Origin of the sequence: Maribacter aestuarii (assembly GCF_027474845.2) — a bacterium.
Taxonomy (GTDB): Bacteria; Bacteroidota; Bacteroidia; order Flavobacteriales; family Flavobacteriaceae; genus Maribacter; species Maribacter aestuarii.
Window position 1 is genome coordinate 3656763 of sequence record NZ_CP107031.2, and the last position, 18413, is coordinate 3675175.

The window sequence follows — 18413 nt, forward strand, 5'->3', positions numbered from 1 at the left end:
TCTAAATAATATAGCAAAAGGCATATTAACATATTACCCCGTTCACTGAGTTTATAAAAAATTTAACAAGTATTGGTTGGCTGAAAATTACGGACGGGGTTAGCCCAATTTAGAAAGTGATTTTTCTTTAAAAATTAAGGTTTTGTTATCGGTTGTGTATAAAAACCGTAAGGCGAAAAATGAGCGACTACCATTCTGTTGAGCACAAGCCGTATTTTTAAATTTTTCTTATTATCTTTTCATTGTCAATAAGCCAAATTTAAAAATTTGGCGACTTCGCAAATATGCCTGAACCTCGGGTTTTGCTACAATTGTCCTATTGTTTTTATTAGATGTTAGGCAAAGGTTTTACAGCGTTTCGTCTATCGCAATAACCATAAGTCCTTCTAATGTGTATCTACGATAAAACTTCATAAAAGCCATAAAAGATAAATACGATATTCCGGATAAAATTAATATGATTAAAACATTTTTAAAATCAAATTGCAAATAAACCCATACCCTTATAAATGTATAAATCGCTAAAATGTTAAATATAAAACACAAAGTTCGTAAAAATCCATAAAGTGCTACATAGTTACTCATTTTTGCTTGATGATTTTTACTGTTTTCATAAGCATAGTGAGTAGCAATTCGATGAAAGTCAGCATCATTGGCTCTTCCATTTTCAAATTGAGTATAACCTTCAATTTCCTGAATACCAAGTTTAATCAGCAGTTTGTTTAGTTTGTGAACAATCAAATCCTGAAGTAATTGGTCCAACTTTTTTGTGTAGAATCGTTTAAATCCAAGAAATTGACCAAATAACAAATCCAATAAAATACAAGGGAGTAAAATCACTATTATTATAATTCTCCAAATAAAGTCTTTCCAGCCAGATATTGATTTCCAGAAAGTTTTAAACCGCATATCTAACAAATATTTTGATGGATAACTGTAAGTCCAATTTGCATATTTCTCAACAGTTACGGAAGATGTAAAACTTATTATATGTCCTAAGGTATAAGATAAAATCACAAAGAAAAATATCCCCTCAAATTTTAAATCAAGAAATTCGTCAGTAAATTCCTTTAATACAAATTCCGAATGTTTTTTAGCATAGTCAACAATTAAATAAGAGTAAATAACTATTGAACCAGGAACTAAATACCCTAAGAAATCATATACGGAAAATGGATTTTGTTTTATCATTTGGTTTTTTTCAACTTGTGCCTAACATTTATGGATATGAACCTGTTATCAATAGTTTGTATCCTCAGATAACGAAGTTCGAGGTTTTAAAGCGTTCTTTTCGTTTGTGTTATCATTAGTTTTTAACACTAAAATTAATACAACGGGTAGGGTAGGCCTTACGAAATAGTATTTGTGGTTTGAGGTTTGTAGTTCGTGGTTTGTGAGTATTGCCTTTTAAAAAATATGAATTCTTTGCCGTTACACTTTGGAATAGCGCTCCAATCATTGGTTAAAATCCCAAAGAGAGTATTATTTTTAAGGCTCAATCTAAGGAATCACTAATATGCAAGCACCCAATTGGCAAACTGCCCTGGAATTTGACGATATCACCTATAAAAAAAGTAACGGGGTGGCCCGTATTGCCTTTAACCGGCCCAACGTACGAAATGCCTTCAGACCGCATACGACGAGCGAGCTTATAAAAGCTTTTTATGACGCTCAGGAAGATACGTCCATTGGCGTCGTGCTACTTTCTGCAGAGGGTCCCTCTACCAAAGACGGTATTTGGTCCTTTTGCAGCGGTGGCGACCAAAAGGCGCGGGGAGAGCAGGGGTATGTAGGCGCAGATGGCCAGCACCGCCTTAATATCTTAGAAGTACAAAGAATGATCCGTTTTATGCCCAAGGCTGTCATTGCCGTGGTGCCCGGTTGGGCGGTAGGTGGCGGTCATAGCCTGCACGTGGTCTGTGATATGACCTTGGCGAGCAAGGAGCACGCCATTTTTAAACAAACAGATGCCGACGTCACCAGTTTTGACGGGGGATACGGTTCGGCCTACTTGGCCAAAATGGTGGGACAGAAGAAGGCCCGAGAAATTTTCTTTTTAGGGCGCAACTATTCGGCACAGGAGGCTTTTGAAATGGGTATGGTAAACGCCGTTGTGCCCCATGATGAATTGGAGGCCACAGCCTACCAATGGGCACAGGAGGTACTGGAAAAATCTCCGACCTCTATAAAAATGCTGAAATTCGCCATGAACCTCACCGATGACGGAATGGTGGGGCAACAGGTCTTTGCTGGGGAAGCCACGCGACTGGCCTATATGACCGAAGAGGCCAAAGAGGGCAGGAACGCCTTTTTGGAAAAACGTAAGCCGAATTTCGGTAAAAATAAGTGGTTGCCTTAATACTGGGTTCACTGAGCGTAGTCTTAATTCGTTAACTGAGCGTAGTCGAAGTGAACTAAAAAATAGCCTATTCCCTATCCAGTCAGGATTGCCGAATAGAACCGAAACAAACTAAAAAGAGTCCGATCTAAGAAGACCGGACTCTTTTACGAGAACACTATATGAAAATGAAAAATTATACTTCGTTTTTATTACATAGTAAATGTACAGGTAGACTTCGAAATATTGAAACTATTGTTGTCAGCTAAGGAATTTTTGTGGTGAAAGTGTCTTTTGGTGTGGTATGGTAAGAAATATCCTATAAATTCTCCTAATTTTTATACTGTAAGCATAGCTATATTTCTTAACCTGTCCCAAAGTTCAAAAACATCCAATATTTTAATCTATGGCGCTAAGCACTTCTTTTAGAAAGGTATTGACTTCAAACTCGGGGTCTTCGGCCAGTCCCGTACGGACAACGACCAAATCTTTGGATGGGATGATGAACACATACTGCCCTTGAAATCCGTTGGCGGAATATAGGTCCCGCGGTACATCCGGGTATTTCCCGTTCGCATTCAACCAAAAGTGTGCACCGTATACTCCGTCCGAATGTGCGGTAGGTTCGGATACATAATCGACCCAATCAGCTGCAAAAAGTCGCTCCCCGTTCCACATACCCTTGTTCAGGTACAGCAAGCCGAACTTGGCCCAATCACGGGTTGTGGCCCAGGCGTAGGAAGAACCTACAAAGTTTCCGGTCAGATCGGTTTCAATGATCATGGAATGCATTCCAATTTTATCGATTAAAGACGAATAAGGAAAATCCAAATATTCTTGATGTGTTTTGAACTGCTCCCGCAGAATTCCCGATAGCAGGTTGGAGGTGCCAGAGGAGTAGTTCCAGACCTCTGTGGGTTGTGCAATGACTTGCTTATTCCGTTGTATCTGTGGCATATCGGACGAAAGGAACAGCATTTTGGTGACATCGGAAATTTCAAAATAGTTCTCTTCCCAAGCCAACCCGCTCTGCATACGCAATAAATGGTTAATCGTGATGGCGGATTTCGAACCCTTCATACGTATTTCCTTTTCAAAGGGCCGGTAGGAATGGATGTCTATCTTTCCCTCATATTGCATCATCCCATAAAGGGTCGCCAAAACACTTTTGGTAATGGACCAGCCCAGCATAGGCGTGTCTTTCGTAAAACCCTTTAAATAGCGCTCCCCGATGATGTGGTTTTTGTAGGCTACTAAAACCGTTCTGGTTTTCTGTTCCGAAGGTCGGGCAAAGGCATTGTCTATCGCCTTTTCCAATAGCTCATAGTCCACATTTTCAAAAAGGGTATCGGTTACACCCGCATTTCCGTAGGGAAAGGGGAGGGTATCCTTGTCAATAGTTCTATTTGGGGCTATAGTAAAGCTATGCGTGTCATGCTCCTCGTTCGTTAAGGCAGCGCCGACACCGTCTTTATAGACCGCTTTGCGTTTCATCAATCCGTAGACCGACGCCGTTGCGGCAGAATCTTGAATTAGCAATTGGGCATCCGCCAATTTCACCAAGGGCATGTTATTGTCAAAAGTAGTCACGGAATCGGGCGCTCTTTTAGCTAAAAAAACCTGCGATGCCATGTTCTTGGAGGCCACGCCGGATATGAGGTTCAGTTTCGGGTAATTTAGATAAACCCCTACCAACAGGGCTATGAGTAGGATGAACAGGATGATTCTAATTTTTTTCAATGCATCTTTTTTTAGGATTGTCGTAAATTTATCAAAAACGAAAAGCATGTCAAACATAGGCTTAATTATTGAGGAACGGAGCAGGGATATTGGGGATTTCTTAGTGGGAAGATTATTACCCTTTCGCAAAAAAAGGATGATCGGACCCTTTATTTTTATTGACCATATGGGTCCTACCCAGTTGGGTCCTGAAAAGTATATGGACGTTGACCAGCACCCACATATTGGCCTATCTACCCTTACGTTTATGTTGGAAGGAGAATTACTGCATGAAGACGGTTTGGGTACTTCACAGCTTATAAAACCGGGGTCCGTAAATTGGATGGTAGCCGGGAAAGGGGTTTCCCATACCGAACGTACGCCTAACCATCTCAGAAACGGAAAAACCTTTACCGCGCATGGTTATCAGATATGGGTCGCCCTTCCCAAAGAATTGGAAGATATGGACCCCGAATTTCATCACTTTGATCAGGAGGAATTGCCCAAATGGCTAGACGGGGAAGCTTCGTTTACGCTCGTCGCCGGAGAAGGTTACGGCAAAAAGTCGCCCGTGCCCGTACATTCCCATTTGTTTATGATCGAAGTCAAGACTAAAAATGGCACGCACCGCTTAGATGCCGAAAAGCAGTTAAAAGGCGAAATCGGTATCTGCGTAGTGGAAGGTAACATTACAGCTTGTGGGGAAACGGTTCCCAAAGGTAATATCTTGGTGAGTAAGGTGGAGGATAGTTGTAAGGTCACCTTAGGTCCAAATACCCATGTGCTTTTGTTCGGTGGGGAACCGTATGCAGAGGAACGCCACATTTATTGGAACTTTGTGTCCTCTGACAAGGATAAAATAGAAAAAGCTAAAACCGACTGGGCCGCTAAAACCTTTCCCATGATGGAAAACGATGACAGTTATGTCCCTTTACCGGGTTCATAGCTTCTCCCATATTTTATCCGGACCCAGGGTAAAAGAACCCAAATAATCAAAATTACATTCCGTAGGGGCTATTAGGGATAGAAATGTACTCTGGTCCTTTGCTTTATAAAGGTGGTACGTTTTACCAACGATAGGTTCAAAATTAAATTTGGACCCATACACCAAATCGTTGTATTCGTAAGCCTGCATCATTCGCTGGTATTCCTTTTGAATAGACTCATATTTGGCCTTAAATTGGTTGTTGGCGCTTACGATATGGGAATTTTTCCAAGAGGTTACATCGGGCGGCGTTATTTTTGGAGCCGACAAACTACTGGAATAAGGGAGTATTTTCCCATTATAGCTTTGGGTTTCCTCATCAAAAACTACATAATCCGGTTTCTTTTCTTTTTTCATAGCGGTACAAATTTACAGAAAACCCTTTAACTATTTTTATTTGAGAATGTAGGTACGAACAGACTTCACTATCAATTGTTTCCAATGAAATTGAAAAAGAACGGAAGGCAGATATTTAAGATATGCGTATCTTGGAACATATTTTACACTAAGTTCGAAGCTTGAGAAATATTCTTATTCTACTTTTTATCTGGACTACGTTTAGCTGCAAAAACAAGGTAAAGGATGCCGTGGTGTACGAATGGATTCCCATGGAAGTTACAGCTACCGCCTATAATTCGGTCGCATGGCAGACTTCTTACGAACACCCACAGATTACCGCTTGGGGCGATTCCATCAAACCCGGGGTAAAATGGATTGCGGTTTCACGGGATTTGTTACGCAAGGGTTTGAAGCATAACACGATGGTTAAAATTGACACTTTTGAAGGTATTTACTTGGTAAAGGATAAAATGCATTACCGCTGGAGAAACCGGATTGATATTTACATGGGCAAGGATATTGAAAAGGCAAAAGAGTGGGGCAGGAGGAAAGTTCAAATCGAATATGCAGTTCCAAAAGACACCATCACGCAACCTTAAAATGAAAACTGTACTACCCATCGGCATAATGCTGCTTCTATTAATTTCCTGCGGAAGTACGGGAAACATTCTAGATAAGCCCATTACTTTTAACGAAGAGCGCAATTCGTTGACCTTGGAATACCTGTCCGACAGATATGGACTGGACCGGGATACTCCTCAAATTGATCCCAAAATGATCGTGCTACATTGGACGGTTATCCCAACGTTTGAAAAATCGTTCGAAGCTTTTGATGCACCTACTTTGCCCAATTGGCGTCCGGAAATAAAAGATTTAAGCGGATTAAACGTATCGTCCCAGTTCATGGTAGACCGTGATGGCACCATTTATCGATTAATGCCAGAAACCACTATGGCCAGGCACGTCATCGGTCTTAACCATTGTGCCATAGGGGTAGAAAATGTGGGCGGGGCCGCCGACCAACCCTTGACAAAAGCGCAACTCAGATCCAACGTTTGGCTCATTCGCTATTTGGCCGAAAAATATCCTATCGACTATTTAATAGGACACTATGAATACCAACGCTTTGAAGACCACCCGTTGTGGTTGGAAAAAGACGATAGTTATCGTACCAAAAAGACAGACCCCGGCGTAGATTTCATGACCAAAGTCCGAAATAAAGTAAAAGATTTAAATTTTAAAGAACTACCAAAATGATGATTGCACCTCGTTTCTTTTTCAGTTTAATATTGGTGATTTTTATCTGTATAAACTGCTATGCACAAGAAGATGACATTACAACACAACTCTACGAAACCTATGAAAAATACAAAGAGCCAACTTTAGGAAAAAGACGCATTAAGCGCAGCGATATCCAGCCGCTAATTGCCAAATACCGTACAAACTCCAAATTCAACGTTACAAAGGTTGGCGAGTCCATAGGAGGAAAGCCTCTTAATTTGATAAGCATAGGTTCGGGTAGTACCAATGTTTTTTTGTGGTCACAAATGCATGGGGACGAACCTACCGCTACCCAAGCCATCTTTGATATTTTGAATTTTTTGGACAGTGATGACTTTACTCAGGCAAAGTCATCCATTCTAGATAGCCTAACGGTGCATTTTCTACCGATGTTGAATCCCGATGGTGCGGAGCTCTTTCAACGAAGAAACCTCTTGGGCGTGGACATTAACAGAGATGCGTTGCGTCTGCAGTCCCCAGAAAGCCAAACGTTGAAAAGGGTACGGGATAGCCTACAAGCTGATTTTGGCTTTAACCTGCATGACCAGAGTACTTATTACAATGCGGAACGGACCGAGAAACCCGCTACCATTTCCTATTTAGCGCCTGCCTTTAATTATGATAAAGATATCAATGAGGTGCGGGGCAATGCCATGAAGATTATCGTCTTTATGAACAATATCATTCAAAAATATGCACCTGGACAGGTGGGCAGGTATAACGATGATTTTGAACCAAGGGCTTTTGGGGACAACATCCAAAAATGGGGTACAAGTACTATTTTAATCGAGTCGGGCGGATACCCCGAGGATATAGAGAAGCAGGAAATACGTAAGTTGAATTATGTATCCATCCTTTCCGCTATTTTCACCATTGCAAAACGGAATTATGTTGATATCCCCATCCCAGAGTACGAAAAAATTCCGGAGAACGACCGTAAGTTTTTCGATTTAAAAATTATAGGAGCAACATACGAGCTGATGGGCGATGAATATATTATCGATTTAGGAATCAATCAGGTGGAAGTGGATTACGAAGACCACAATGATTTTTGGTACAGTAGCCGTATTTGGGATCAAGGGGACCTTTCTACCTACTATGGCTACGAAACGCTAGACGCTACAGGATATAAAATTAAAGCAGCAAAAGTTTATCCTGAAACCCTAAGTTCCATAAAAAACCTGGATACTTTTAATTTCAAAGACGCCTTACAATCGGGCTATGGTTATCTTCGGGTGGATAGTATACCCGTTTCAATTTTAAATACATCGTCTCCCATGCATATTGTAGGGAAAGATTATAAACTATCGGAACTACGTTTAGAACCAGGTATGAACCCTACTTTCCTTTTAGAAAAAAATGGTAAGGTGGACTATGCCGTCATTAATGGTTTTCTCCTCGATCTATCCAAGGAAGAAAGTAAAATGCTTCATGATTTTGAACGTCAAAAAGGAAATGCGATGATTTTCCGTTAGTGTATACCAGTTCTAGTAGCCAAAATGTATGGTCATATGGGAACCGTGGGTTAGCAGTATTACTAGCATGGCGCTGAGCATGGTTACTATGGTAGAGAACAGTAACAATACCATGCTCTTATAGAATTTGGACAAGGGTCCAATTGCGCTGTTTTGAATAATTTCGTTGATTACATCCATAATTTCTTTCTTTAAAGCCTTTCTGTTGATTGGCTTGATTAAACTTCTTCATAGTCTTTAGGATGTGATTCGTTAGTATTATTTGGGGGCTGTTGTATATATAACAAGCAAATTGACAAAAACCCTACCATAATAGATGACGAGCAAAATTCAGCTATAAAAAAAGGGGAAGCACTGGCTTCCCCTTTTTCGATATATTGTTATAATGAAATATTATAGACTAGCCGTGTCTAAAAGTGCGAAGAACTTATCCAAATTTGGAAGGATAACGATTTTGGTTCTTCTATTTTTGGCCATATTTTCCTTTGTGTCGTTTTCCACTAATGGTAGATAGCTACTTCTACCGGCAGCAATCAATTGCGTTGGGTCAACATCATACTTGTTTTGTAACTCACGTACAATAGAGGTGGCCCTTTTAACGCTTAAATCCCAATTATCTTGGAACATTGCAGTGTTGATGGTTCTAGAATCGGTATGACCTTCTACCATTACCTCCATGCTTGGTTCGGATTTAATCACCTCGGCTAGTTTATTTAAGATTTTTTCTGCCTTGTTGCTTACTTTATAGCTGGCCGTGTTGAATAATAGCTCATCAGAAATATTGATCATAACCACAGTTTTATCAATACTTACTTCAACATCCGCATCATCGTCGGAGATGGATTGCTTTAATTTGTACGATACCGCCAAGTTCATTGAATCTTGTAGGGTTCTAGCTTCTGCCAATTTAGCCGCATCTACCTTTTCCAAGGTTTTACGCATATTTGCTTTTGTATTATTGCTCATAACCGCTACATCATTTACGGTATATTGACTATCGTTTAGTTCCTGTAGGGAGTTGATTTTTGAATTGTACTCTTCAACACGGGCCTCAATTTTGGCCATTTTGCTTTCCAATTCCTCTTTCTCTACCTGCGTTTTGGTCAACCTGCTCTGCGTCTGTGAAAGATTGTCTTCCAAAGCCACATATTTCTTTTTAGAAACACATGAGGACAAAAGCGCTACTGAAAGTATTGCGATTACTGATAATTTTTTCATTTTAAAAATGCTTTAAATTTATATTAGTGTTATCGCTTTCATTTACGGATAAAATCGATGAATGGATGTTCTTTCCCCATCCAACAACACCTGTATGACCCACATTAGCGTATGCAATAAAATGACAATCAATAGATTACAACGGTCGAATAAAGTCAAAAAAAGAAGCACCGAAGTGCTTCTAAATACATGAGGAATTAAATTTCGTTATTCACATCCGCCTGTAAATCCTTTGGCATCAAACTTGGTTTGTACGGCACCCTGTCTTGAACCTGTGCTTACTTGGATAGCAAGATTGTTTTCTCCACTACCGTCACGCTTTGGACTGCAATACTCAAAAAGGTAAAAGCTATTGGCCCGTTCGGAAACCTTCTCGGAAATATCGCGGAACGTATCTTCCAATTCGTCCGCGTTCCCCGCAAAAACACTAAAGGTTTTGCCTATATCCTGCAATACTTGGGTATCTATTTCCCCGCCAAGACCGATGGTGAAGAAGGAGATGTTAGGATCGGCTTCGTTCACTTTCTTCAACGCTGCATCTTCTGTAAAACGAGAGGCTTGATCGGTGCCATCCGTAAAAATTACTACGGAAGCAGCTCCAATACTTCCACCGGCTGTAGTTTCCTGTATCAGATTGGAAGCAATATCGGTCGATTTGATGACCGCTCCGTATAAATCCGTAGAAGGGTCGTTACTTATGTCATCCGTAATACCGTCAATAGAATTGATTAGTTCCTGCTTAGAGGCTGTCAATGCATTCAGCAGGTGTAACTCATTTTCACCATCAAACCAGTAAATAGCCATTTTGAAGGATTCTTGGGTGGTTGCTGGCATCACATTATTTACAAAACTGGTACTCGCCACCTTAAGTTCGTTTAAACTACTACTTAACACACTATTACTTAAATCCAGCACCAATAATGTATTGTTACTAAAAATCTGGGAGTTGGGAGAAATACGTGCAAAAGATTCTGAAGTAGATATGGTATTGAAACAATCATCGTTCCTACCTTGCTCGTAAATGGTAAATTGATTCGCGGTTAAACCAGAAACAGGATTACCATCCGTGTCCGACACCTTAAAGAAAATGGAAACCTTTCCGGGAAGCGTCGTAAATTGTTCCTGAATAGAGAGCACGAGTTCGCCATCATCCAGTCCAAGGCAATCATCTACCGGTTTTCCCTTACCCAATCCATCGCCAAAATTCAGGTTAAGGTCCACATCATCGTCCGCATTTCCACAGGATATTACTAAGGATAGTAAAAAAAGAAAACCGAAAGTTTTCAGAAACATTTTCATAATCATATCGTATTTGAGTTCAACAAGCAGAACGCACAAAGTTTATATAAATTATCGGGTAATTTAAAATTTATGTTAAAGAATGTTAAAGAACCCGTAAGATGCCAAATAATCAGGCCGGAAATGGGTAATTTTCACCTGAGACCATAGGTGAAAATACTGAAGTAGCCACAAGCCAAATGACACAGGAATTAAAACACGATTTTCAAGATTATATCTCTGATGACACAATGGAACGCCATCATTTGATGGTGAACACTGCTGGCCTTATTAAATAAAAACTAAGAGAATCCACTATTGAATAAGGAACTTAAGATAGCAATTTTAATCATGGCTGCGGGAGAATCGCGAAGAATGAATGGCATTAAACAATTATTGCCTTGGAAAGGGACCAGCTTATTAAATCATACCATCAACGTACTCAAAGGTGTACAAAAGGAATCTATTTTTGTAGTGCTTGGCGCCTATAGCGAAGAAATACGAAAAGCAATTGATTTTAGGGTAGAAGAGGTGACCATTTTGGAGAATCTTGATTGGAGAAATGGCTTGGGTAGTAGTATAGCTTATGGAATTCGTCATGTTTTGAATCTAAAGAATAATTTTGATGGTGTCCTGATATGTCTGGCCGACCAACCTTTATTGCACAGCGATTATTATAAAAAAATGATTATGGAATTTGGGTCGGGCATTAATCCTATCGTAGCTTCCCGTTACAAAGATAAAATTGGGGTCCCGGCATTATTTGCAAGGCAAATAGCTTCAGAATTAATGGAATTGAAGGAAGACCATGGCGCGAAACATATTTTGTCAAAATATGAAGCCCGGACAACTATAGTGCATCCAAAAGAACTTATAAAGGACATCGATACTACCGAAGAATATTTAGAAATCTACAATCAATACAATTAATACCGCATGAACTCAATGACAACCTATTACAAATTTACTTTAGTGGCGCTTCTGTGCTTTGCAACGAAAACTCATGCTCAGGAAATGAGTTTTGAGGAGTATAACCCGACGTCCACTTTAGTGGTACCTGGTGCCGAAATAGAGCGTGCCAAATTTCCATTTGTAGATGTACACAGTCATCAGAGGGATATGTCAGTCTCCAGACTTGGTGAACTTGTTGCTGAAATGGATGCTTTGAACGAAGGTGTGATGGTGAATTTGAGTGGAGGTTCCGGGGAAAGCCTTAAGGCCAAAATCGATAATATCAATAAGAGTTATCCAAACCGATTCGTAGTATTTGCCAATGTGGATTTTGATGGGGTGGGAAAACCTGGATGGGGAGAACAGGCCGCAACACAGTTGGAAGCGGATATAAAATATGGTGCAAAAGGCCTTAAAATTTATAAAAGTTTAGGGTTGCGCTATAACGACGTCGATGGTAACCGATTGGCCGTAGACGACGAACGACTAGACCCCATTTGGGAAAAATGTGCGGAGATGGGCGTACCCGTACTTATCCATGCGGCGGACCCGAAGTCGTTTTGGGACGACATGGACAGTGACAACGAACGATGGTTGGAACTCAAGACACATCCAAGAAGAAAACGTTCCGCCACTGACCCTGCACCTTGGGAACAAATCATACAAGAACAACACAATATGTTCAAAAGAAATCCCAAGACCAAGTTTATTAATGCCCATATGGGCTGGTACGCCAATGATTTGAGCAAACTTGGAAAACTGCTGGATGAAATACCCAATATGTCGGTAGGTATTGCTGCAGTTATCGCTGAATTAGGACGGCAGCCCCAGAACGCCAGAGCCTTTTTCATTAAATACCAAGACCGGGTCTTATTTGGCAAGGATAGTTGGAGGCCTGAGGAATTCCCTACCTATTTTAGAGTTTTGGAAAGTAATGACGAGTACTTTCCCTACTACAAAAAGTACCATGCTTTTTGGGCCATGTACGGATTAAATCTTCCGGATGAAGTTCTAAAAAAGCTGTATTACAAAAATGCCTTGGAGCTTATTCCAGGTCTGGACAAAACTCTTTTCCCACAGGAATAACCGGAATCATTGAGCTCAAAATAATTTGAATTCGAATGGGGTGTCTGAATTCATTTTTATAGGAATCTTAACGTAACTATCCGCATTTAGAACTTAAAAGTTGTATAACTTGTAGGAATAAAACCTTAATTCTTGCATTATGTGCAACATGCCCCACTGCCATATTGTTCCTCCACATATCTTAGAGGCTTTGGCCAAAAGAGGAAACGTCAGTTGTAAAAAGACACTGAACGATACCCACAGAATTCTTGAAAAACGAAATACCGCGCTTAACCAGCTTCTTGTACAGGAACGTTTGGCGGGTAATGGAGAGCGCTTTATTTACGACAGTCAGAATAAAAATCGACAAAGAGTGGCGTTGGTCCGTAAAGAGGGAGCTGCACCTGTAAAGGATAAAGTGGCGAACGATGCTTATGAAACCTCTGGGTTTGTGCGTGAATATTTCAAGAAAACGTTCGAACTCAATTCCATAGACGGAAATGGTTTGGACATCATTTCCAATATACACTATGGTGTAAAATATAACAATGCTTTTTGGGACGGGGATGAAATGACTTATGGCGATGGAGATGGAAAGGAATTCAAGAATTTCGCGAGTGCCATTGATGTTGTCGCACATGAACTTGTTCATGGCATCACACAGTTTTTGGCCAATCTGGAGTACCGAAGTCAGTCCGGAGCATTAAATGAACATTTCTCCGATGTTTTTGGAACGGTCATCAAACAAAATTTTTTAAAACAAGATATTTCCGAAGCTGATTGGTTGATAGGAGATACTGTGGTGACCGAACAATTTCCGGGAGTGGCCATTCGTTCGCTAAAGGCTCCCGGTACCGCCAATGATTTTGACAGGCAGCCGGATCATATGGATAATTACTATTCTGGAAGTGCAGATAATCAAGGAGTTCATATCAATTCTGGCATCCCAAACAAGGCTTTTTATTTATGCTGCATGGAAATTGGTTTGGATGAATCGGCCCTTATTTGGTTTGAAACACTAAAGGCACTATGGCGGACTGCCGATTTCTACGATATGTTGGATGTGATACTAATTACTGCTGAGCGCTTACAAAGTGACGGAAAGGTTTGTGATACTGCCGTGGAAGCCGTAACGGCAGGTTTTGCAGCAGTTGGACTTGTAAAAGTTGTAGCATGAAATATTCAATCTTTATCAATGGTGGATTTGTAGGTATCCCAAGGGAATACGAGGGAACCGTGCAATTAGACGAAGAGTTCAGTAAGGAATTGATACAAGCCTTGAAAAAAAAAGTACCACTTTCTAATGAAATACGGGATGGTTTTACATATCACATCAAAATAGAAGATGAGGAGCAGGAATACAAAGCTGTTTTTGACGATAAAAATCTACCCGAACCTGTCCTCAAAATGATTCGGAAAATTACCGATAGTTAATTTAAGAATCGGACTTCTTCACATTCACATTCTACACCTGTTTTGACCTCCGTTCTCCATAGTCTTGAAAAATACCACAAGAGTTTTCATGTTTCACCAAAGATTCCGTTTTAATCCTTCTTGTGAGAAATTCTATTTCCTCATTTAAAAACTTCATGTCTTTTTTCTTTACAACGGATTATATCTGGGACTTATGTTTATTACTAAAAAGTAATAAATATAAATTTTTTTGACCTTGATGTGATAATTTCATGGAATGACATACTTATTAGTAAAATAGGGTTGAATGGCGAAAGAAACCGAGTTTGCTGAATTGATACGTAAGCACCAGGGACTCTTGTTTAAAGTGACCTCTATCTATACCGACAACAAAACGGATCGTGAGGATTTGTTCCAGGAGGTGGTGTATCAGTTGTGGAAGTCTTTTGATTCCTTTAGAAATGAGTCTAAAATTACAACCTGGATGTATAGGGTGGCGATGAATACTGCGATTTCACAATTAAAAAAGCGCAAGCGACGCCCGGATGCCGTCCCAATTTCGGACACCGTACTAAGCTATAGCGAAAATTCAAACGAGGAATATGAAGAGCGTCTTCGAAGTTTGTATAAACATATTGAACGGTTAAATGTCTTAGAGAAAGGTTTGATGCTCTTATTGTTGGAAGGAAAAAGTTATAAAGAAATAGCAGAAATTACGGGTTTGAGCGATTCTAATGTAGGAACTAGGATTTCCCGAATAAAAGAGAAATTAAGAACCAATATGACAAAATCATAAGTTATGGAATTAGAAGAATTACAATCCGCATGGGCGCAAATGAGCCGTGAATTGGAAAAACAAAAAGAACTCACAAACGAAATCATTATGGACATGACTAAGGAAAAATATAGGGCAAAATTTAAAACCATAACCAACTATGAGAAAGCAGGTACCATTGTCTGCCTAATATCTGCATTATATATTGGCCTCAATATCCTTAAGCTAGATACGTGGTATTTATTGCTTTGTGGTCTGTTCGCTATTCTATTTAGTGTTCTAATGCCTGTACTCGTATTGCGCTCACTAAAGAGAATTAGAAAACTTAATATCATTGACCTAAACTACAAGGATGCCTTACTTCAATATACCAAAGCAAAGAATCATCTTCTCAGAGTACAGCGGTATGGTTTGTATGCTAGTTTCTTATATCTGATGACCTTTCTACCAGCCATTGCCAAAATCGTAAATGATAAAAATCTTTTTCTGGAACCATCGACTTTGGTATGGAAATTATTAATTATGGCTGTTTTCCTGGCGCTTTTTGCCCAGTGGGGGTATGGCCAATACAAACGTATCACCAGCTCAGCTGAACAATTGATAAAGGATTTGGAATAGCTGCATTTGGGTTATTCCGTAAGCTTCTTTTGAATATAGTTCAAAATCAACATCCAGTTCATTTTTAGTAGGAGGGAAGCGGTGGGAACGTTATCATCGGCTATTGCCGAAATAATGGAATCGTGTTGATTGTCAGACTTGTTGTAGAAGGTATCTTCTTCCATAAAAGCACGTTCGTAAAAGAAAATACGGGTCCTTAAATCGCTCAATATTTGCAGCGCCAACTCGTTGTCGTATCCTTTTGTCAAAATATGGTGAAAGTCCAAATCGGCCTGAATTCGGGAGAGTGCGTCCTGTGCATTTTCAAAAATTTCCTGTTGTTTTTTAAGCTGGTCTATCGTGTCTTGGTCAAATTCGGTATTTTCAATAGCCATTACCTCCAAACTAGCCACCAAATTGTACAAGTCCTCTGCCTCCTTTACATCTAAATCTGAAATTATAAAGCCTCTATTTGGGACTGCTTTAATGATATGGGCCTGTTGCAATTGTGTCAGTGCCTCGCGTATAGGGGTAACGCTAACATCTAGACGTCTGGAAAGTGCTGCTAAATTTATGGTCCTGCCAAGTTGTAAGGACCCTTTTTTCATTTCTGCCAAAAGATGGTCTCTAACCTGATCCCTTAAATTGATTTTTGTCTGCACGTTTCAAATATAGAATATCGTATACGATTTAACTAAAAACGGAGCCTTATTATTGTGATAAGGCTGTGAACTTATTTTTTTACCTTTAAAATCATTCTATTGTTTCCAATTGTAAAAGGTTTCTTTGGGACATGAAATTTTGAAAAATGAATGCCGTAGACATCAAGGAAATGAGCGCTATTCAAAAATTTAGACTATTTCTACTGATTTTTCCGTGTGTGTTACCTTTTTTGGTAACAGGGCAAACCGGGTGCACCACATTGAATACACCTTTGGATGGTGCCACCAACGTGGCGGTCACCACCAATTTACAATGGATGCCAGCCCCCAATGCAGTTGGTTATCGCGTAACCGTAGGTACGACGAGTGGTGGAAGTGATATTTTAAATCTTGAAGATGTTGGCAATACAACTGATTATACGTTTGCAACTCCTTTAGATGGGCTTACCACATATTATGTTACGATAACGCCCCGTACCAATACTGGAAACATTACAAATTGTGAAGAGGAATCCTTTACGACAAGGGCAGAAGGTTTCCCTGGCTGTACGGAAATCATCAATCCTTTTAATGGTGATATGTTGGTATCTACAACAGCAAATATTACCTGGATTCGTGATTTCTCGGCCACTGGATATCTAATGACCGTTTACGAACGTGATCCCAACGGTATTTTAATACTAGACAGGGTAGATGTAGGCAATGGAACGAACTACAAGCCGCCCGATTTTAAGCCCAGAACGCGATACTACGTTACGATTATTCCGTATAACGATATCGGTGCAGCCATGGGTTGCTCCCCAATTACATTTGTAACAGGAGATGGGCCACCTTTACCAGATTGTACCGCCATTGGTGACCCTATTCCCGATGAGACTGGAATCATAAGAGATCCTTTATTAGAATGGGACGACGTAAATGGTGCGGATGGTTACATTTTATCCATTGGTACGACCCAAAATGGTGATGAACTGTTCAGTGGTGACGTCGGCAATATACAATCCTTCCAAACCGATGGCCTTCCGTCGAATACAAGAATTTATGTACGCATTACACCCTATGACGGAGAATTACTGGCGGAATCTTGTCCAACAGTATCCTTTACCAATATAATAATGAACAATAATACGTTTAATGGCCTGGTGCCTAAATTCTTTACCCCGAATAATGATGGTTTCAATGACTATTGGAGCGTTAGTTCAACGGATATGGTAGTGGTCGAATCCATTTTGATTTTCAATCGCTATGGAAAATTATTACAGCAATTACTTCCCGATCAAAAATGGGATGGCACTCATAATGGAAGCGCACTCCCTTCAGACTCTTACTGGTACTTAGTGAAAACCGCAGAGAAGAATAGCATTAAAGGATTTTTTGCTCTTAAGAGATAGTGGGTAACACATTTTCCATACTAAACCAACCGATTCTACGTTTATATGGCACACCCACAAACAAAAAAAGATGAAAACATTTGTATCTGTATTTAAAAAGTTAAGCTTATTTAGCATCATTACACTGATAACCTATAGCTGTAGTGATGATGAGGGATTAATGGACAAAGAAACCCTTACCCAAACTGAATTAAAGACCATATTGGAATCCGATGACATTTCCGGAGTTGCGGATACGGTCCTTTCGGAATTATATATGAACAATGGTTCAACCGGTAAATCTGCCAAAAATAATGACTGCTATAGTGCCGAATATTCCGATAGTGGTTTTATTGCCACATTTAATAATTGTGTGCTAAATGGAACGGATAATGTGAATGGAACCGTAACGGTCGCCTACAATCTAGAAAGCGAAACAGCTTCATACACGGCAACTTATACCAATTTCTATGTTGGTACGATTAAGATTAACGGAACCCGAACTTATGTGTTAAGCGGTAATTCAAATGAAAATTCAGTGTCCTTCTCCGTAACCAGTACTATGAGCTTGGAAATGGAGGATGGTGAGACAATTTCTGAAAACGGAACAAAAACGTTCACTATTACATTTGGCGACAGCTTGGAAACGAGTACCTTGACCATAGACGGAAATTGGACGCTTAATGTGAATAATGATACGTACACTGTGAATGTAAACAATACTTTGGAAGGAAACTTAAGTTGTGCTTATTTAACGACTGGGGTTATGACCGTTGATAAGAATGGATTAAAAGTAACCGTTAATTTTGGCGATGGTTCCTGCGATGATTTGGCAACATTGATCTATCCGAACGGAGTAGAAGAGGAGATTTCCTTAAAAGACTAAACAAACACAATAAATAGTTTAAAAAAGCCCTTATGTCATAAGGGCTTTTTTTATTGGTTGA

The 18413-nt window shown here is 39.9% G+C and carries 20 protein-coding genes; 13 read left to right on the forward strand and 7 right to left on the reverse strand.

The features are described 5' to 3' along the window. Positions 1–348: 348 nt before the first annotated feature. Positions 349–1191: a hypothetical protein gene (locus N8A89_RS16655; RefSeq protein WP_281543242.1), complete on the reverse strand. Its 843-nt coding sequence runs from the start codon at positions 1189–1191 to the stop codon at positions 349–351. Positions 1192–1516: 325 nt separating this feature from the next. Between N8A89_RS16655 and N8A89_RS16660 the strand changes: the two genes are divergently transcribed. Beyond that, positions 1517–2359 (forward strand): 1,4-dihydroxy-2-naphthoyl-CoA synthase, encoded by an 843-nt coding sequence (locus N8A89_RS16660; RefSeq protein ID WP_289644628.1) that lies wholly within the window; start codon positions 1517–1519, stop codon positions 2357–2359. Positions 2360–2737: 378 nt separating this feature from the next. On the opposite strand, the gene N8A89_RS16665 is transcribed toward N8A89_RS16660, so the two are convergent. After that, a complete protein-coding gene (locus tag N8A89_RS16665; protein WP_289644629.1) occupies positions 2738–4078 on the reverse strand; it encodes a serine hydrolase domain-containing protein in 1341 nt (446 codons plus the stop codon). Positions 4079–4124: 46 nt separating this feature from the next. Between N8A89_RS16665 and N8A89_RS16670 the strand changes: the two genes are divergently transcribed. Beyond that, positions 4125–5003, forward strand: coding sequence for a pirin family protein (locus N8A89_RS16670; RefSeq protein WP_281543243.1), 879 nt, complete (start codon positions 4125–4127; stop codon positions 5001–5003). Here the strand turns inward: N8A89_RS16670 and N8A89_RS16675 are convergent. Next, positions 4998–5399 (reverse strand): DUF2452 domain-containing protein, encoded by a 402-nt coding sequence (locus N8A89_RS16675; protein WP_281543244.1) that lies wholly within the window; start codon positions 5397–5399, stop codon positions 4998–5000. The two genes, N8A89_RS16670 and N8A89_RS16675, sit on opposite strands and share 6 nt — an antisense overlap. 161 nt (positions 5400–5560) lie before the next feature. Here N8A89_RS16675 and N8A89_RS16680 point away from each other — a divergent pair, with 161 nt between their 5' ends. The 3 genes from N8A89_RS16680 to N8A89_RS16690 are packed head-to-tail and all read left to right on the forward strand — an operon-like array spanning position 5561 to position 8137. After that, on the forward strand, positions 5561–5980 hold the full coding sequence (locus N8A89_RS16680) for a 3D domain-containing protein (protein WP_281543245.1): 420 nt from the start codon (positions 5561–5563) through the stop codon (positions 5978–5980). 1 nt (position 5981) lies between these two features. Then, a complete protein-coding gene (locus tag N8A89_RS16685; RefSeq protein WP_281543246.1) occupies positions 5982–6638 on the forward strand; it encodes a peptidoglycan recognition protein family protein in 657 nt (218 codons plus the stop codon). Continuing rightward, on the forward strand, positions 6635–8137 hold the full coding sequence (locus N8A89_RS16690) for a M14 family metallopeptidase (protein WP_281543247.1): 1503 nt from the start codon (positions 6635–6637) through the stop codon (positions 8135–8137). Before N8A89_RS16685 ends, N8A89_RS16690 begins: the two co-directional genes overlap by 4 nt. 12 nt (positions 8138–8149) lie before the next feature. Here N8A89_RS16690 and N8A89_RS16695 read toward each other — a convergent pair whose 3' ends face one another. The 3 genes from N8A89_RS16695 to N8A89_RS16705 form a co-directional block, all read right to left on the reverse strand. Continuing rightward, complete coding sequence (locus N8A89_RS16695) at positions 8150–8317, reverse strand: hypothetical protein (RefSeq protein ID WP_281543248.1); 168 nt, start codon at positions 8315–8317, stop codon at positions 8150–8152. A gap of 213 nt (positions 8318–8530) precedes the next feature. Beyond that, positions 8531–9355: an OmpA/MotB family protein gene (locus N8A89_RS16700; RefSeq protein ID WP_281543249.1), complete on the reverse strand. Its 825-nt coding sequence runs from the start codon at positions 9353–9355 to the stop codon at positions 8531–8533. A 207-nt stretch (positions 9356–9562) separates the two neighbouring features. Next, positions 9563–10654, reverse strand: coding sequence for a vWA domain-containing protein (locus N8A89_RS16705; RefSeq protein ID WP_289644631.1), 1092 nt, complete (start codon positions 10652–10654; stop codon positions 9563–9565). Positions 10655–10951: 297 nt separating this feature from the next. Between N8A89_RS16705 and N8A89_RS16710 the strand changes: the two genes are divergently transcribed. The 6 genes from N8A89_RS16710 to N8A89_RS16735 all read left to right on the forward strand — a co-directional run bounded on the left by N8A89_RS16710 (position 10952) and on the right by N8A89_RS16735 (position 15455). Next, complete coding sequence (locus tag N8A89_RS16710; protein ID WP_281543251.1) at positions 10952–11563, forward strand: nucleotidyltransferase family protein; 612 nt, start codon at positions 10952–10954, stop codon at positions 11561–11563. Positions 11564–11569: 6 nt separating this feature from the next. Continuing rightward, a complete protein-coding gene (locus tag N8A89_RS16715) occupies positions 11570–12670 on the forward strand; it encodes an amidohydrolase family protein (RefSeq protein WP_281543252.1) in 1101 nt (366 codons plus the stop codon). A gap of 139 nt (positions 12671–12809) precedes the next feature. Beyond that, positions 12810–13826: a M4 family metallopeptidase gene (locus N8A89_RS16720; RefSeq protein WP_281543253.1), complete on the forward strand. Its 1017-nt coding sequence runs from the start codon at positions 12810–12812 to the stop codon at positions 13824–13826. Continuing rightward, positions 13823–14083, forward strand: coding sequence for a protealysin inhibitor emfourin (locus N8A89_RS16725; protein WP_289644633.1), 261 nt, complete (start codon positions 13823–13825; stop codon positions 14081–14083). The genes N8A89_RS16720 and N8A89_RS16725 overlap by 4 nt, the downstream gene beginning before the upstream one ends. A gap of 286 nt (positions 14084–14369) precedes the next feature. After that, the gene (locus tag N8A89_RS16730; protein ID WP_281543255.1) at positions 14370–14858 is read left to right on the forward strand and encodes an RNA polymerase sigma factor; all 489 of its coding nucleotides are present in this window, start codon (positions 14370–14372) and stop codon (positions 14856–14858) included. Between the two features lie 3 nt (positions 14859–14861). Next, positions 14862–15455 carry a hypothetical protein gene (locus N8A89_RS16735; protein WP_281543256.1) on the forward strand — a complete coding sequence of 198 codons (594 nt, stop codon included), beginning with the start codon at positions 14862–14864 and terminating at the stop codon, positions 15453–15455. Between the two features lie 11 nt (positions 15456–15466). On the opposite strand, the gene N8A89_RS16740 is transcribed toward N8A89_RS16735, so the two are convergent. Beyond that, positions 15467–16096: a GntR family transcriptional regulator gene (locus N8A89_RS16740; protein ID WP_281543257.1), complete on the reverse strand. Its 630-nt coding sequence runs from the start codon at positions 16094–16096 to the stop codon at positions 15467–15469. 146 nt (positions 16097–16242) lie between these two features. Here N8A89_RS16740 and N8A89_RS16745 point away from each other — a divergent pair, with 146 nt between their 5' ends. Both N8A89_RS16745 and N8A89_RS16750 read left to right on the forward strand, forming a co-directional pair. After that, the gene (locus N8A89_RS16745) at positions 16243–17487 is read left to right on the forward strand and encodes a T9SS type B sorting domain-containing protein (RefSeq protein WP_281543258.1); all 1245 of its coding nucleotides are present in this window, start codon (positions 16243–16245) and stop codon (positions 17485–17487) included. A 70-nt stretch (positions 17488–17557) separates the two neighbouring features. After that, positions 17558–18352: a hypothetical protein gene (locus N8A89_RS16750; RefSeq protein WP_281543259.1), complete on the forward strand. Its 795-nt coding sequence runs from the start codon at positions 17558–17560 to the stop codon at positions 18350–18352. Positions 18353–18413 lie beyond the last annotated feature (61 nt).